Origin of the sequence: Aeromonas sp. QDB54, from assembly GCF_027707385.1 — a bacterium.
Taxonomy (GTDB): Bacteria; Pseudomonadota; Gammaproteobacteria; order Enterobacterales; family Aeromonadaceae; genus Aeromonas; species Aeromonas hydrophila.
Genome location: NZ_JAPCIT010000001.1, coordinates 255196 through 271011 on the forward strand (window position 1 = coordinate 255196; position 15816 = coordinate 271011).

Annotated in this window: 11 protein-coding genes; 6 read left to right on the forward strand and 5 right to left on the reverse strand. The window is 62.6% G+C overall.

Annotation, left to right across the window (positions count from 1 at the left end; all coding sequences use genetic code 11):
• Positions 1-20: 20 nt before the first annotated feature.
• A complete protein-coding gene (gene mscM, locus PG881_RS01210) occupies positions 21-3299 on the reverse strand; it encodes a miniconductance mechanosensitive channel MscM (protein WP_270797813.1) in 3279 nt (1092 codons plus the stop codon).
• 155 nt (positions 3300-3454) lie between these two features.
• Between mscM and PG881_RS01215 the strand changes: the two genes are divergently transcribed.
• Positions 3455-4786 (forward strand): MATE family efflux transporter, encoded by a 1332-nt coding sequence (locus PG881_RS01215; protein ID WP_041213679.1) that lies wholly within the window; start codon positions 3455-3457, stop codon positions 4784-4786.
• A gap of 77 nt (positions 4787-4863) precedes the next feature.
• On the opposite strand, the gene PG881_RS01220 is transcribed toward PG881_RS01215, so the two are convergent.
• The gene (locus PG881_RS01220) at positions 4864-5688 is read right to left on the reverse strand and encodes a M23 family metallopeptidase (RefSeq protein WP_044800557.1); all 825 of its coding nucleotides are present in this window, start codon (positions 5686-5688) and stop codon (positions 4864-4866) included.
• Positions 5689-5731: 43 nt separating this feature from the next.
• Positions 5732-6586, reverse strand: a complete 855-nt coding sequence (locus PG881_RS01225) for a hypothetical protein (RefSeq protein WP_029299356.1) — start codon at positions 6584-6586, stop codon at positions 5732-5734.
• A 176-nt stretch (positions 6587-6762) separates the two neighbouring features.
• On the opposite strand from PG881_RS01225, the gene PG881_RS01230 reads away from it, so the two are divergent.
• On the forward strand, positions 6763-7539 hold the full coding sequence (locus PG881_RS01230) for a BPSS1780 family membrane protein (protein WP_113994192.1): 777 nt from the start codon (positions 6763-6765) through the stop codon (positions 7537-7539).
• Between the two features lie 82 nt (positions 7540-7621).
• On the opposite strand, the gene PG881_RS01235 is transcribed toward PG881_RS01230, so the two are convergent.
• On the reverse strand, positions 7622-8521 hold the full coding sequence (locus PG881_RS01235) for a LysR family transcriptional regulator (protein ID WP_223950076.1): 900 nt from the start codon (positions 8519-8521) through the stop codon (positions 7622-7624).
• 126 nt (positions 8522-8647) lie between these two features.
• Here PG881_RS01235 and PG881_RS01240 point away from each other — a divergent pair, with 126 nt between their 5' ends.
• The 4 genes from PG881_RS01240 (at position 8648) to oxyR (ending at position 13140) form a co-directional block, all read left to right on the forward strand.
• Positions 8648-9508, forward strand: a complete 861-nt coding sequence (locus tag PG881_RS01240) for a Vmh family MBL fold metallo-hydrolase (protein WP_270797814.1) — start codon at positions 8648-8650, stop codon at positions 9506-9508.
• A gap of 80 nt (positions 9509-9588) precedes the next feature.
• On the forward strand, positions 9589-10224 hold the full coding sequence (locus tag PG881_RS01245; RefSeq protein ID WP_139706950.1) for a DsbA family protein: 636 nt from the start codon (positions 9589-9591) through the stop codon (positions 10222-10224).
• A 222-nt stretch (positions 10225-10446) separates the two neighbouring features.
• A complete protein-coding gene (locus PG881_RS01250; protein ID WP_139706952.1) occupies positions 10447-12087 on the forward strand; it encodes a methyl-accepting chemotaxis protein in 1641 nt (546 codons plus the stop codon).
• 156 nt (positions 12088-12243) lie between these two features.
• The gene (gene oxyR / locus PG881_RS01255; RefSeq protein ID WP_029304212.1) at positions 12244-13140 is read left to right on the forward strand and encodes a DNA-binding transcriptional regulator OxyR; all 897 of its coding nucleotides are present in this window, start codon (positions 12244-12246) and stop codon (positions 13138-13140) included.
• A gap of 75 nt (positions 13141-13215) precedes the next feature.
• On the opposite strand, the gene PG881_RS01260 is transcribed toward oxyR, so the two are convergent.
• On the reverse strand, positions 13216-15705 hold the full coding sequence (locus PG881_RS01260; RefSeq protein WP_270797815.1) for a penicillin-binding protein 1A: 2490 nt from the start codon (positions 15703-15705) through the stop codon (positions 13216-13218).
• Between the last annotated feature and the right edge of the window lie 111 nt (positions 15706-15816).

Here is a 15816-nt window from a genome sequence, read left to right on the forward strand (position 1 = left end):
TGTACTCCTGTGGTGCCTGCTCAGGCCCGGCTCAGACGAATGTCGATCTGCTGGTGCGGCAGCCCCAGCCCCTGTTGCTGCAATTTCTCCAGCACCAGCGAGTGGACCTCGTGGGTGATGGGCATGCGGTGATCCATGCTGTTGACGTAGAGCCGGATCTCGTAGATCAGCGCCGAGTCGGTGAATTCGATCAGGAACACCTCGGGAGAGGGGGTCTCCAGCACCAGGGTGGAGGACCGGATCGACTCTTCCAGAATGGTCTGTATCTTTCTGGGCTCCTGGGTCAGGCCGATGCGGATGCGCAGCCGTACCCGGGTGATGGCGTCTGACAGCGACCAGTTGATGAACTGTTCGGTGATGAAGGCCTTGTTGGGAACGATGATCTCCTTCCTGTCCCAGTCCACTATGGTGGTGGCGCGGGTCTTGATCTTGGTGACGGTGCCGGTCAGCTCGCGAATGGTGACGGTGTCGCCGAGCCGGATCGGTTTCTCGAACAGGATGATGAGGCCCGACACGAAGTTGGCGAAGATCTCCTGCAGTCCGAAACCCAGGCCCAGGGAGAGGGCCGCCACCATCCACTGCGCCTTGGACCAGTCGATGCCGAGGATGGAGAAGCCGGTCAGCGCCCCCACCACCAGCACTATGTACTTGGTCACCGTGGTGATGGCAAAGCCGGTGCCGGGGGAGAGGCTCAGGTGCTGGAGCAGGGTCAGCTCCATCAGGCCCGGCAGGTTGCGGGCGGTGACCACGGTCAAGATGAAGGTGAACACCGTCAGCATCAGATCCTGCAAGGTGATGGCGGAGAGCTGTTCGATGCCGCCAATCTTGCTGCTCACCTGCCACACCTCGATGCTGCGCAGAAAGCTGAACGCCGAGTTGAGTTCGGACCACTGCACCACCACCAGCATGGTGAAGCCCAGCATCAGCAGGGTGCGCACCAGCCCGAGCGACTGGGCGCTGATGGTATCCAGATCCAGCTCGGTGTCTTCCACCACGTCCGGGATCTCGGAGCTGAGCTCGTCATGCCCCTCTTCCCGGCCGCGCTGGGCCAGGATCTCGGCCCGCTTGCTCTTGGCCCGCTCGAAGGCGAGGCGGCGGCGCTGGATCAGCATCCAGCGGTGCGCCAGATAGTAGACGAGCAGGCAGCCCAGCCCCATCAGCAGGCTCAGCTCCAGCTGGCGCAGCAGGATGCGGGAGGTGTAGAAGTAGCCGAGCAGGGAGCCAATCACCGCCAGCAACGGGGCCAGCATCAGGCTGTTCCAGATGAAGTGGTGCAGCAGGTGCGGCTTGGTCATGTCGGCCTGGCCCCAGGTGAGCGGCAGCCGCTCCCGGTTGAGGCGGGCGAAGAACAGCAGCAGCCAGAGGGCGCCGACGATGAAGGCCAGCCGGCCGAGGGAGTCGTAGAAGGCGTGCTCCTGATAGCTGTTGGCCATGCCCTGCACGAAGAAGCTCGGGATGATCACCAGCAAGAGGGTGCGAAACTGGCTCCACACCTTCTGCACCCGTTCCTTCTGCCAGCGGAAATGGAGGATCAGGATCCCCTTCTCCAGCGTCAGGTGACGGGCCATCAAGAGCGCCAGCAGCAGGAACCAGATCTCGCCAAGGCCGCGGGCCACCGCCACCGCAAACGGATATTGCCAGGCGCCGTCGAGCAGGCCGCGCACCATCAGCACCATGGCGGGCAGCGGCAGGGAGGCGAGCAGGGAGCGCATCAGCAGTCGGCTGGTGAGGCTGAACTTGTCCTGGGTCACCTTGCCGATGCGGGGCGCTATGTGCTGGCTGTAGTGGGTCAGGTGGCGAGCCAGTTTGAACCAGCACCAGGCCAGCACCAGGATGCCGATGCCGGCGAAGGTGAGGGTGATGGGGTTGTTCTCGGCGATGGCCTGGGGCAGTTGCAGCCAGTTGACCGGGTTGAGGGCGAGGCCGAGGGCCGCCGGCACCCCGAGCAGCACGGCCGGGGTGAGCGGGCGCACGTCCGGCATCCAGAACAGGTGGCTGGCGCTGAGCTCGCGGATCTCGTCGATCTTGCTGTTCTGGCGGCTGTAGAGCAGCTTGAGCCGGGTCTGCTCCTGAATGAGGCTGTCGGAGGCGTCGTTGAGCCGGGTCAACAGCTGGCGACGGGCCTTGAGCAGGTTGTCGAGCACCGCCTGCTGGGCACGATCGAGGGCCACTTCGTCGGTGGCCAGCAGCTGATCGCGCATCTGGCGCGGATCCTTGAGCGCGTCCTGCTCGGTCTCGTACTGGTACTTGGCCATGCGGGCGTTGACGATGGCCGACTCCAGCTTGTCGAGGGGGAAGTAGGCGGGTAGATCAGAGAGTTTGCTGCGCAGGTTCTCGCCGTAAGCGTTGCTGATCTGCAGCCACTCCAGTTGCTCGCGCACCGAGTTGACCAGGTCGTTCAGGCTCGACAGGTTCTTGTCGATCACCCGCTGCTCATCCTGCACCCGCTCTATCTGATCCTCCAGCGCGCCGAGCTGGATGGAGAGCGCCTGGTTCTGCTGTTGCTGCTCCAGCAGCAGCGGCATGTCGGAGGTGAGCTGCTTGCGCAGCCGCTCGCTCTCCGCCAGCGCCTGCTCGGTCTTGTCGCGGCGCAGCTGGTTCTGCTGGTTGAGCAGGCTGGCCTGCCACTCATCCTCGTCGGTGATGGCGAGGTTGAGCTCTTGCAGCCTGAGCTTGCCGAGATCGTTGCGCTGCTGGGCGGAGAGCTGCTCCAGCTCCAGCATCTGGATCCGGTCGGAGAGGCTCTGCTCCTTGAGGCGGGTGACCAGCTGCTGGGCATCCTGCAGGCGATCCGATTCACTGCTGAAGCTGAGCCGGTCGAGCAGGGCGCGGGTCTGCTGCAACTGCTTGCGCAGCTCGTCGACCCGCAGGTGATACTCCTGGCCGGTGCTCTCCAGCTGGTTGAGGCTGTCCATCACCCCCTGACGCTCCTTGCGCAGGTTGAGCTGGCGGTTGCTGCTCAGGCCGATGGCCTGGCGCAGGGCCTCCTCTTTCAGGGAGGAGAGGGCCGGGCGAGGCTGGGGCTGGTAGTTGTGCAGGCTCTCCTTGAGACGGGCCGACTCCTTGGGATAGTCGATGAGGATCTGCTGATAGGCCTTGCCCTGCTCGCGATAGCGCTGGGCCTCCCGGGCAAACTGCAGCGCCTGCTGGTAACTTTCCCGCAACTTCTGGTTTTCCGGGGTGTCGGTCTTGGGCACGCTCTGCAGCAGCTCTTCCACCTGGGTGATGGCGTCATCGGCCTGGGCAAGGGGAGTGAGGAGAGTAAGAGAGAGCAGCAGGCAGAGCAGGCGTTGCAACATGGCGCACGTTTCCGTTCAGGTGAGGTCGCCCTAGCCTAAAGCAGGGGCCGGGGCGGGTAAAGTTTTCCATATTAATGATTTGTAACATAAATAACGGGCGTTCCCGGCCCGCTTTGGCTATCATTCTGGCCGTTTTTCCCTCCGTTGAGCATTTTATGTCCGCAGTCGATCTGGGCACGGCCCCTCTTTCCCGCCTGTTCTGGCGCTACGTCACCCCGACCGTGGCCGCCATGCTGGTCACCGGCATCTATGTCACCATAGACGGCATCTTCGTCGGCCATATTCTGGGTCAGGACGGGCTGGCCGGCATGATGCTGGCGTACCCCATCTGCGCGGTGCTCTATGCGGTGGGGGCGCTGATCGGCATGGGCTCCTCGGCGCTCGCCTCGTTTTATCTGGGCAAGGGGGAGCAGGCGAGGGCCCGCCACATCGTCGGCAACGCACTGGTGATGGTGCTCATCGCCTCTGGGCTGCTCGCCTTCATCGGCATCCGTTACGGCGAGGCCATGCTGATCTGGATGGGGGCGGAGGGAGTCATCTTTGACGCCGGCTTCGCCTATCTGCAGTGGTATGCCTGGCTCGGGGTGTTTGCGGTGCTCTCCATGGCGTTTACCGCCCTGCTGCGCAACGACGGGCGACCCGGCCTCACCACCTGGATCCTGGTGGGAGGCGGCGTGCTCAACGTGCTGCTCGATTACCTGCTGATGGCGGTGATCCCCTGGGGACTGGCGGGGGCCGCCATTGCGACCATGCTCTCCCAGGCGGTGACCGGCGGCCTCTGCCTGTGGCACTTCTTCACCCCGCGCAGCCAGCTGCGCATTGGCTGGGACACCCTGCGACCCGACTGGCGGTTGATGGGTGAGACGCTGCGACTCGGGGTGTCGAGCTTTCTGATGTACCTCTACCTGTCGGTGGTGCTGGCGCTGCACAACAAGGCGCTGCTGGCGGTGGGCACCTCGCTGCACGTGGCGGCCTACGGCGTCATCAGTTACAGCGAGGCCTTCTTCTATCTCATCTTCGAGGGGATCGCCATGGGCATCCAGCCCATCGCCAGCTTCAACGCCGGGGCGGGCAACTGGGCACGGGTGCTGCGGGTGCGCAACCTAGCGCTGGGGGTGACCCTGCTGGTGGCCCTGTGCGGCATGCTGCCGCTCTATCTGTGGCCGGAGGGGGTGGTCTACCTGTTTGCCGGGGACAACGCAGCCCTCTTGCCGGTGGCCAGCCTCGGCATCTGGCTCTACTTCTGGGGCTTGCCGATGGAAGGCCTGCTGCTGGTGGGGGCCACCTACTTCCAGGCGATCAACCGGGCTCGTATCGCCTCCCTGCTCACCGGCGGCAAGCTGGTGCTGATCGGTGGTTTCCTGTGGGGCTTCTCCTCCCTGTGGGGGGTATCCGGTGTCTGGCTGGCATTGCCCACCTGCAGCACCCTGCTGGTACTGGTGATGTGGCGAGCTATGGGCAAGGAGGCGCGTCAGCACGCCGCCTGATATGTCGTCAGTCGGCCATCAAAAAGGCAGCCTAGGCTGCCTTTTTCGTTTTGAGCGCTCCTGACAGGTCACCGACCTCAGGGCTTGAAGGCGCCTATGAAGATGGCGGGGTCGACACGGGCGTCGTTGAGACTGACATTCCAGTGCATGTGGGGACCAGTGGCACGGCCGGTAGCGCCGACCCGGCCGACGATGCCGCCGCGGGGTAGGCTCTGGCCCAGCTTCACGTCGACCTTCGACATGTGGCAGAACATGCTGATGAGGCCCTGACCGTGATCGACGAACACCGTATTGCCGTTGAAGAAGTAGTTGCCGATCAGGATCACCTTGCCCGCCGCCGGCGACTTGATGGGGGTGCCGGCACCGACCGCGAAGTCGAGACCGGAGTGGGGGTTGCGCTCTTCGCCGTTGAAGAAGCGGCGCAGCCCGAACGGGCTGGAGAGCGGCCCGTCCACCGGTTTGTCGAACAGCAGGTTGCTCGGCTGGGTCGGGCTGAAGGTCTGGTAGGCGCGGGTCTGCTCCGCCAGTTCGCGGTTGATGCGGGTCATGTCTTCGGCCAGCGGGTTGACCTGACGGCTGTTCTTGAGCTTGATGTGCTGCTCCCGGTAGTGCTTGGTGCCGACCGTGAAGCCGAGGGTGCGGCCATCGCTCACCTGCAGCTGGTGGGGGCCGGGCTGGCTTTTGAGGGGGATGCCGACGATGGCAATCCAGCGTTTGCCCTCTTCACGTACTACCAGCACCGGCTTGCCCTGATAGCGGGCGGTCGGGGCCTGCGCCTCGCTGCCGAGCGCCACCACGGCGACGCCCCCCGGCACAGGGTGGTTGAGCAGGCGACTGATGAAGCCCTCGGCGAGGGCGGACTGGCTGGCCAGCAGCAACAATAGACAACAAACGACTCTCATGATGATTCCAGACTGGGTTGACTAAAACGAAACGGTAACGAAATCAGGACGCTGGCTGGAAGCGCTGGTAGATGGCCTCCATCTGGACCGACACCTCCTGGCGCACCAGGTCCAGCTCCAGCATGTCTTGTACCACCTTGAGCTGATCCGGATTGAGGAAGCTGCGGCTGCTCTCCAGTACCCGCTGGGTATAGGCGCGCTGGTTCTCCAGATAGGTGCCGGCATCACCGCTCTCCTGCTGGGCCAGCTGCTGGTTCGCCTCGCTCAGCAGACGCGTCAGGGATTGGCGCTGGGCCGGTGCCAGCAGCTCGCCGTGCTCGGCCAGGCGACCCTGGATCTCCAGCAGGCGGTTGGTATCGCCCGAGTAGATCTCCTGTTCGAGCCGGGTGCGGGTATCCTCCCCCAGCAGGTTGCCGAGGTTGCCCCAGATGCGCTGGCTCTCCTGCTCGTAGGCATCGGGATGGTCGAAGCCGAGGCGATAGAGCTCGCGCAGTTGCTCCTGAACCTGGCCGCGCACGTCTTCCACTATGTCGAGCCGGTCGAAGACGGTGGTGAGCTGGCTGCCCTGTTCGGCGTCATAGAGCCGCTCGATTAGCACGGATCCTTCGCTCGATTGGCTCCACTGGCTGATGGCGGCCTCCAGCTCGGGATTGGGAGGCAGCACCTCCTGGGCGGGGGCGGGCTCGCTCTGGCTGCCCTTGCCGGGCAGCTTGGCCAGCAGGCTCTGCCCGGTGCTCTGGCCGCTGTTCTGGCTGGTGGCCGAATCGCATTGCGACGGGCTGTTGGCGGGGCTGGCGGTGTCGGATCCCGACTGAGGTTTGACAGGGTCGGCCTGCCACTGCCAGAGGTTGAGCAACAGGGAGGCCAGCAGAATTGGCGCCAGGTGAGATGTACGCATCTTGGATTCTCTTGAATAAGTGAATGCCCCTTGCAAAGGGGTCTCTTATGATAACCGTAACGTCTGATACAAGCAGCCATGACGTGCAAAACCGGTCTCGGCGGTGACCCGCCATTGAGTCGGTCGGCCCATGGCTCTAGAATCGGCAACCAGCCGTTTTGAACCGAGGAAATGTTATGAATGGATTGTCCCCCCTGCGCGCAGAACCTGCTCGTCACCCCATCGGGCGTGGCTGGGTCTGGGTGCGATCCGGTTTCGATGTTTTCAACAAGGGGATGGGGGTCAGTGTCGCCATGGTCCTCATCTGGTTTGCGGTCGGTCTGCTGCTGGAGCGTCTGCCGGCGGGCAGCCTCATCTCCCAGCTGCTTTATATGGTCTGGGGGGCCGGTTGGGTGGCGGTGGCCCGTCACGGTTATGAAGGCAATCCGCTGCGCTTTGCCGATTTCTTCTCCGGTTTTCGCCACAAGCTGACCCCGCTGATGCTGGGGGGTCTGCTGGTGCTGGCCCTGTTCAGCCTGATCGGCCTCATCTGCCTGGGACTGCTCTCCATGTGGGGGCTCACTTCCCTGCTGACCCAGGATCCCGAATCTCTGGTGGTGACGGCGGCCCAGGCCCAGGGGCTGCTGCTCTGTCTGCTGCTGGGGCTGGCACTGCTGATCCCGGTGCTGATGGCCATCACCTTCGCCCCCGCCCTCATCTTTTTCCACGACGTGGGGATCCTGCAGGCCGCCAAACTGAGTTTCAAAGGCTGCCTGACCAACATGTGGCCCTTCCTCTGGTGGGGGTTGATCGCCGCCATCCTGATGCTGTTTGGCGCGGCGCTGATGCTGGTGGGTCTGCTGGTGGTGATCCCGGCGCTCAACTACTCCATCTATGTGGCCTATCGGGATATCTATCTGGACGTGACGCAGGAGACGCCTGCCGAAACCCCGCTGACCGGCTTCGAAGCCTGACGCCAACAAATTGGTGTGACATATGCGCGAAAGGGGCCTGCTGGCCCCTTTCGCATGTTTGCGTTGTCTCTTGTTCCGGCCACTACTCTCGCCACATGGGGTCGATGGCCATGCGTTCCACCAGAAAGTCGAGGAAGCTGCGCAACAGCGGTGACATCTGCTTGCGGGTGCCGTAGACGGCGTAGACGCCGAGTCGCTTGGGTTGCCACTGCTCCAGCAGCGGCACCAGGGTGCCGGTATCGAGATGGGGTTGGACCGAGTAGCGGGGCTGCAGGCTGATGCCGGCCCCCTCCAGCGTCGCCTCCAGCAGCAGGTTGGAGATGTTGGCGCTGAGGTTGCCGCTCACCGGTACCGATTCGGGCCCGTCCGGTCCCTGAAACTCCCACAGGCTCTTGCCGAAATAGGTGTAGGTGAGGCAGTTGTGCAGGGCGAGATCCTGCACCTTGTGCGGGGTCGGGTGCCTGGCCAGATAGGCCGGGCTGGCACAGACCACGGAGTGGCAGGTGCCGAGCCGGCGGGCCACCAGGTTGGGGTCGAGGTCATTGGTGATGCGCACGGCGAGATCGATCCGCTCCTCCACCAGATTGACGGTGCGGTCCAGCAGCAGGATATCGATGGCGGTGCCCGCATAGCGTGCCAGGTAGTCATTGGCGGCGCCCACCAGCAGGGCTTCCGAGAGTGAATAGCTGCTGGTGATGCGCAGTTGCCCCTTGGGGGCCTCGTCGCCGCGCACGGCGATCTGCTCCATCTCTTCCCCCAGCGCCAGCATGGCGCGGGCCCGGTTCAGCGCCTCTTCCCCAGGGCCGGTCAGACTGAGCCGGCGGGTGGTGCGGTGCAGCAGCCGTGCCCCCATCCACTGCTCCAGCTCCGCCAGGTAGCGCGTCACCATGGCGCGCGACATCTCCAGTTTCTCCCCGGCGCCGCTCAGGCTGCCCTGTTCGACTACGCTGACAAAGACCCGCAATGCGGTCAGTCGATCCATCTCAGGCTCTCTATATGCTCGATTAATGCAACAGTGATGCGCTTATTATGCTGTATTTGTACCGTAATTGATCCAATAAACTGTGTCCATCTGATGAACCCCTGATGACTTGATGAGGAATACCCGATGAACAATACCCTGATCCGCAACCTGACCCTGGCCACCACCCTGCTGAGCGGTGCCGCCATGGCCGCCCCGCTCACCGTGACCGTCTACAACCCGGGCGAGAAGGCAATCTTCCCGGTCTCCTCCTCCCTGGTGACCGGCGACAAAGAAGCGATCCTGATCGATGCCCAGTTCGACGTACAAAACGGCCAGGCGCTGGTCGACATGATCAAGAAGAGCGGCAAGAAGCTGACCACCGTCTATATCAGTGCCGGTGACCCCGACTTCTACTTCGGTCTGGAACCCATCAAGGCAGCCTTCCCGGACGTCAAGGTGCTGGCGGACCAGCATGTGGTCGACCATATCAACCAGACCAAGGACGCCAAGCTGAGCTACTGGAGCCCCATCCTCGGCAAGGGTGCACCGAAGAGCCTGACCGTGCCGCAAGTGATGACGGCCAGCCATCTGACCCTGGATGGCGAGAAGATCGAGATCAAAGAGATGAACACCCCGAATGCCTACCTGTGGGCATCGTCCATCAAGACGGCGTTTGGTGGCGTACCGGTCTACAGCGGCGTGCACGTGTGGATGGCTGACAGCCAGACCAAGGCTGCTCGCAGCAACTGGGTCAAGGCGCTGAACAATCTGCTGGCGCTGAAGCCCGAGCGCGTGGTGCCGGGTCACTTCCTGGGGACTGCTCCCAAGGGCAGCGCCGCCGTGACCTTCACCCGTGACTACGTAGAGCGCTTTGAGCAGGAGCTGGCCAAAGCCAAGAACTCCGGCCAGCTGATTGAAGCACTCAAGAAGGCTTACCCGTCCCTGCCGGTCGACGATGGTCTGGCCATCGGTGCCAAGGTCAACACCGGCGAGATGAAGTGGTAAACCCCTGACGCCTACTTCCCTGTGTTTTTTTACCGGGCCCAAGGGCCCGGTTTTTTTAGCCGAATGAACGAGTGAATCACATGAACGAAACGACTCTGCATTATGTATACGACCCCCTCTGCGGCTGGTGCTACGGCGCCGCCCCGCTGTTGAAGGCTGCGGCTGCCATTCCGGAGCTGCGCATCGAGCTGCACGCCGGTGGTCTATGGCTTGGCGGGCGCAGGCAGGCGATGGGCCAGGCCCTGCGCGACTACGTCCGTCCCCATGACGAGCGGATCCAGGCGCTGACCGGCCAGCCTTTCGGCGAGCGCTATTTCAACGAGTTGCTGCTGCGCGATGGTCTGCTGCTCGATTCGGAGCAGCCCATCCGTGCCATCCTGGCGGTGACGGCTCAGGGTGGCAACGGTCTGAGCCTGCTGCACCGCATCCAGCAATCCCACTATCGCGATGGCATCTGGACTGGTTCGCTCGAGCATCTGACCAGCCTGGCGGCGGAGCAGAACATTGGCGCGGATGATTTTGTGAAGGCCTACCAGCAGGCCGACCTGGCGAGTCATCTGGCCGACAGCCAGCGCTGGATGCGCCGTCTCGGTGGACAGGGCTACCCGACCCTGGGATTGGTACAGGGCGACAAAGTAACCCCCTTGTCCGCCTCCTCCTTCCTGGGTGAACCAGAGGTGTTTGCTCGCCAGATCCAGCTCATGATGAATCGTTGAGCGAACAGCAGGTCGTATCCGATGGCGGATGTGCAGCGTCCGAGGTGCTCGTCGCAGATTTTTCCTACCTGTCCGGCGCTCATGCTATCCCCAGGCGAGACGATATATTCAGTAGCGGACAGTTTGAAAATCATCCGCTTGCGATCATCGCGCTATGCTCTATGGGGATAGTCTGGGAGCTCGGCTCCGCAGGCTTGCGTCTAGCCGCCAAGGATACCAATCATGTTCAAAAATATGTCTATAGGTCAGAAGTTGAGCGCCGGTTTTGCCGTATTGGCCCTGCTAGTGGTGGGACTGGCGTGGTTCTCCATCACTCAGCTGTCCCGTCTCTACACGGATACCGCCACCATTTCGGGCAACCTGTTGCCATCGACCCGCTATGCCAGCCAGATGCACGTGGCCATTCTCGATGCCCGTCGCTCCGAACTGGCGCAGGTGATTGGCGGCCTCAACAAGGATGCCCAGGAGGTAAGCGAACGTACCGTCACCTTCAACAAGGCCAAGCAGGAGTTTGACGCGGCGGCGCAAAAGTACGGCTCGTTGCCCTTCAGCACCGATGAAGAGAAGCAAACTTATGAACAGCTGGTGGCTGCTGGCGCCAAGTACTTCTCGGTGCACGAGCAGCTGGTAGCCGCCTTTGCCAGCGGCGATCTGGAAAAAGTGAAGAGCCTGCGCAAGAACGAGACCCGGATTGCCCTGGAGGAAGTGGGTACCAAATCCTACCGCCTGCGTGAGATCAACAACGAGATTGCCGATGGCATGGTGAAGTCGGTGGCCGACCTTTACAGCAGCTCGCGCACCATGAGTATCGTGGTGAGCCTCATCACAGTGCTGTTCGTGGTGGTGGTGGCCTGGCTGCTGACCGGCCAGATCCGCAATCCGGTGATGGCGCTGCTGGAGCAGACCCGCAAGGTTTCTGCTGGCGATCTGGCGGCCCATCTTGACGCCAGCCAGTTCAACAACGACGAGCTGGGGCAGTTGGCCAAGGGCTTTGGCGAGATGCAGAAGAACCTGCGTACCCTGGTCAGTGAAGTCTCCGGCTCCGTGGTGCAACTGAGCTCGGCAGCCGAAGAGATCAGCGCGGTGGCGCGCCAGTCCGCCAACAACATGAACAGCCAGCAGCACGAGCTGAACCAGCTGGCCACCGCCATGAACGAGATGCAAGCCACGGTGCAGGAGGTGTCCCGCAACACCAGCGATGCCGCCAGCGCAGCCAGTGCCGCCAGCAGCACCGCCGAACTGGGGGCTCGCACCGTCAACGACTCCATCAAACGTATTGAACAGGTTGCCGGCGCCATCGAGAGCACCGCCGTGGTGATCCGTCAGCTTGGCGACGACAGCCGCAACATCGGCATGGTGCTGGAGGTGATCCGCGGGATCGCCGAGCAGACCAACCTGCTGGCGCTCAACGCCGCCATCGAGGCGGCCCGGGCCGGCGAGCAGGGGCGCGGCTTTGCGGTGGTGGCCGACGAGGTGCGCACCCTGGCGAAGCGGACTCAAGATTCCACCTCCCAGATCAACACCATCATCGCCGAACTGCAGCAGCGGGCCGAGCAGGCCGGCACCACCATGCAGCAGAGCCAGGACATGATGAACTCCACCGTGAGCACGGCGCGGGAGGCGGGGGCATCCATCTCCGAGATCAGCGGCTCGGTGGAGAGCATCTCCCACATGAATATCCAGATTGCGACCGCCACCGAAGAGCAGGGGGCTGTGAGTGAAGAGCTCAACCGCAACGTGGTCAATATCAGCCATGCCTCCGAGGAAGTGGCCGCTGGTGCAACCCAGATGGCACAGGCCTGTAACGACCTCAATCACCTGGCGACCCAGTTGCAGGAGATGGTACGCCGCTTCCGGGTGTAAAGACGGGTTGGATGCTCGCTGCTGCGAGCCCGGATCCTGGATCCGGGCCCGCCTTGTTTTATCGGCCTATCGACTCTCCCTCTTGCACCATCCCTTGTTCGTTCCGCCGTTCTTGGGCATGCTAATGACCCCATTGGTTGGCAGGATTCTGGATGTATGAACCTTCGCGATCTCGAGTATTTGGTGGCGCTGGAAGAGGAGAAGCACTTTCGCAAGGCGGCGGAGCGCTGCTTCGTCAGTCAGCCCACCCTGAGCGGCCAGCTGCGCAAGCTGGAGGATGAACTAGGGGTGATCCTGATCGAGCGTACCTCGCGCAAGGTGCTGTTTACCCCGGCTGGCGATGCAATGGCCCAGCAGGCTCGCAAGGTACTCAAAGAGGTACGTGAGCTCAAGAGCATCGGCCAGCACTTTGCCGAGCCCATGTCCGGCGAGATCCACATCGGCTTCATTCCTACCGTCGGGCCCTATCTGCTGCCTCACATCATTCAGGATCTGCGCGAGCATTTTCCCAAGCTGGAGTTCTACCTCTATGAAGAGCAGACCCAGGTGTTGCTCAAGCGGCTGGAAGAGGGGGAGCTGGATTGCCTGATCCTGGCCGAGCTGGAGGGCATGGACGGATTTGGTTCGATCCCGCTCTATCAGGAACCCATGTGGCTGGCGGTGCCCCAGCAGCATCCGGAGGCCAAGGCCAAGGCGGTGCCGCTCAGTAATCTCAAGGGCAAGAAGTTGCTGATGCTGGCCGATGGCCACTGCTTGCGGGATCAGGCGATGGGATTCTGTTTCGCCGCCGGTATCGGCGAGGATCAGCGCTTCAAGGGCACCAGCCTCGAAACACTGCGCAACATGGTGGCCGCCGGCAGCGGCATGACGCTGGTACCCAGGCTCGCCGTGCCCGCCAATGCCGAAGAGGGAGGCGTTAGCTATCGACCTGTGGTAGACCCCGTGCCTGGGCGCACCATAGCGCTGCTCTATCGCCACTACTCGGTGCGCCGTCCCTGCTTCAACGAGCTGGCCGCTCGTATCTCGCGCTTGATGCAGAGCCTGCTTGGCTGACTGCACATCGCTACTACAAGGCCACAAAAAAGAAAACCGGCGCATTGCGCCGGTTTTTTTATCTTCTGCGGTGGTTTAGAAGATATCGTCGGTGGAGACGGGACCATCGGTGGGCGAACCCTCACCGCCGTACACCTGATTGCCATCCGAGCTCTGTGTCGCGTAGCGGGTCGGCTCGGTGCCTTCCTTGAAGAACTCTTCCGTGCTGCTGCCGTCGGTTCGGTTGGTCAACAGGCCGGTCTCACGATCGATCCGCACCGTGATGATCCCTTCCGGTACCGGCATCTTGCGCTCAGGCACCTGCTTGAGCGCCGTCTTCATGAAGTCGATCCAGATGGGCTGTGCGGCACCGCCGCCAAATTCGGCCCGGCCCAGACCACGCTGGTGGTTGTCAAAACCGATCCAGGAGGTGGCGACCAGATTCGGGGTATAGCCGGAGAACCAGGCATCACGGGATTCGTTGGTGGTCCCGGTCTTGCCGGAGATATCGTGGCGCTTGAGGTCGCGCGCCGCCCGCCAGCCGGTACCGCGCCAGCCATTGCCACCCCAGATGGCGGTGGTCAGGGTGTCGGTCACCAAGAAGGTGCTCTGGGCACTGATGGTCTGCGGTGCCATGTTGCCGGGAACGACCGGATCGATGGGGCACTGGGCTTTCCAGTCCGGCGCCGTATTGGCATAGGCATCCGCACTGTCGAGACCGGCGGCGGCCAGCACACCACAGTCACGGCAGGCGGCTGCCGGGTTGGCCTGATAGAGAGGCGCGCCGAAGCTGTCGGTGACTTCGGTGATGAAATAGGGGGTGACCTGGAAGCCGCCGTTGGCCATGACCGAGTAGCCGCGCACCACTTCCAGCGGGGTGAACTCGGCAGCACCCAGGGCCAGCGATTCGTTGGGCGAGATGGTATCGCGCGCAAAGCCGAAGCGGGTCAGGCCGTCGATGTAGGTATCCAGCCCGATGGCGCGCATCAGGCGCACCGACATCACGTTCTTCGACTTGGCGAGGCCGAGGCGCAGGGAAGTGGGCCCCTCATAGATGGCCGGGGAGTTTTTGGGCTGCCACATGGGGCCCTTGGAGGGATCCCACTGGTTGATCGGCGCATCGTTGATGAGGGAGGCCAGGGTGTAGCCCTGTTCCAGCGCGGTGGCGTAGAGGAAGGGCTTGATGTTGGAGCCTATCTGGCGGCGTGCCTGATCGACCCGGTTGAACTTGGATAGCTCGAAGCTGAAGCCGCCTACCAGCGCCTCGATGGCACCATCCTGCGGGTTCATGGCCACCAGGGCGGCGTTGACCTCGGGGATCTGGGAGAGCAGCAGCTCTTCACCCTTTTCCCGTACCCAGATCTGGGCGCCCACTTTCAGCATGTCGCGGGCCGAGCGGGGAGCAAAGCCCTGACGATCGTCGGTGATGAAGGCGCGTGCCCACTTGATGCCGTTCCAGCCAAGCTCAGCCTGCTTGCCGTTCTTCAGCACTATGGTCGCACTCTTGTCAGCCAGCTTGGTGACGACGGCGGCCATCAGCGGCTCATAGGTGGGCTGCTTGGCCAGATGGGCCATGATCTTGTCATAATCCCAATCGGCTTCGCCCGCTTTCCACAGCTGGGCGGTCACGCCCTTGTAGCCATGGCGGATGTCATAGTCGAAAACGCCGTCGAGCAAGGCCTGACGGGCGGCGCGCTGGCGCTTGGCGGTGACTGTGGTATAGACGTGCAGACCCATGGTGTAGGCATCTTCACCGAACTGCTCCACCATCTTCTGGCGCACCATCTCCCCCAGATAAGGGGCATTCAAGGTGATCTCGGCACCGTGATAGCGGGCCTTGACCGGCATCTTGGATGCTTCGTCGAACTGGGCCTGGGTGATCTTGCCGGTTTCCAGCATGCGGCCAAGTACCACGTTGCGACGGGCAAAGGCACGCTCCGGTGAGCGGATCGGGTTCAGCATGGACGGCGCCTTGGGCAGACCGGCAATGATGGCGATCTCGTCCAGCGTCAGGTCCTTGACCTCCTTGCCAAAGTAAACCTGGGCGGCGGCACCGACCCCGAATGCCCGGTAGCCGAGCGGGATCTTGTTGAGATAGAGCTGCAGGATCTCGTCCTTGGAGAGATTCTGCTCGATGCGCCAGGCCAGGAAGACCTCTTTTATCTTGCGCACCAGCGTCTTTTCATTGCTCAGAAAGAAGTTGCGGGCAACCTGCTGGGTGATGGTGCTGGCGCCCTGGCGGGCCTGACCGGAGACGGCCCAGACGGTGGCTGCACGAATGATGCCGATGGGGTCGATCCCCGGGTGCTCATAGAAACGGGCATCTTCGGTCGCCAGTACCGCATCGATCATGGACTGGGGAATTTCATCCAGATGCAGCGGGATGCGACGAATTTCGCCAAATTGGGAGATCAATTCCCCATCCCGGCTGTACACCTTCATCGGGGTGGCCAGCTTGACGTCGCGCAGCGCGGTCACATCCGGCAACTGGGGCTTGATGTAGAAGTAGATACCGATGAGGCTGGCAACACCCAGCACAGCACCCAGCATCATGACAATAAACAGGCGTACGAGCCATTTCAGCATGGAAGAACTACCAATCGTCTTAAAATTAGCCAACGGGCGCAGAGTATAGCCCTTTTGCCTCCGGAAATTCGAGGTTTTCCTGACGGCTGCCCGGCTCCTCGAGAAGAGGCG

Coding starts and splice junctions, on each gene's coding strand:
- oxyR (WP_029304212.1), top strand. CDS start 12,244: ATGAACCTTCGCGATCTCGAGTATTTGGTGGCGCTGGAAGAGGAGAAG.
- PG881_RS01230 (WP_113994192.1), top strand. CDS start 6,763: ATGAATGGATTGTCCCCCCTGCGCGCAGAACCTGCTCGTCACCCCATC.
- PG881_RS01260 (WP_270797815.1), bottom strand. CDS start 15,705: ATGCTGAAATGGCTCGTACGCCTGTTTATTGTCATGATGCTGGGTGCT.
- PG881_RS01235 (WP_223950076.1), bottom strand. CDS start 8,521: ATGGATCGACTGACCGCATTGCGGGTCTTTGTCAGCGTAGTCGAACAG.
- PG881_RS01245 (WP_139706950.1), top strand. CDS start 9,589: ATGAACGAAACGACTCTGCATTATGTATACGACCCCCTCTGCGGCTGG.
- PG881_RS01220 (WP_044800557.1), bottom strand. CDS start 5,688: ATGAGAGTCGTTTGTTGTCTATTGTTGCTGCTGGCCAGCCAGTCCGCC.
- PG881_RS01250 (WP_139706952.1), top strand. CDS start 10,447: ATGTTCAAAAATATGTCTATAGGTCAGAAGTTGAGCGCCGGTTTTGCC.
- PG881_RS01215 (WP_041213679.1), top strand. CDS start 3,455: ATGTCCGCAGTCGATCTGGGCACGGCCCCTCTTTCCCGCCTGTTCTGG.
- PG881_RS01240 (WP_270797814.1), top strand. CDS start 8,648: ATGAACAATACCCTGATCCGCAACCTGACCCTGGCCACCACCCTGCTG.
- mscM (WP_270797813.1), bottom strand. CDS start 3,299: ATGTTGCAACGCCTGCTCTGCCTGCTGCTCTCTCTTACTCTCCTCACT.
- PG881_RS01225 (WP_029299356.1), bottom strand. CDS start 6,586: ATGCGTACATCTCACCTGGCGCCAATTCTGCTGGCCTCCCTGTTGCTC.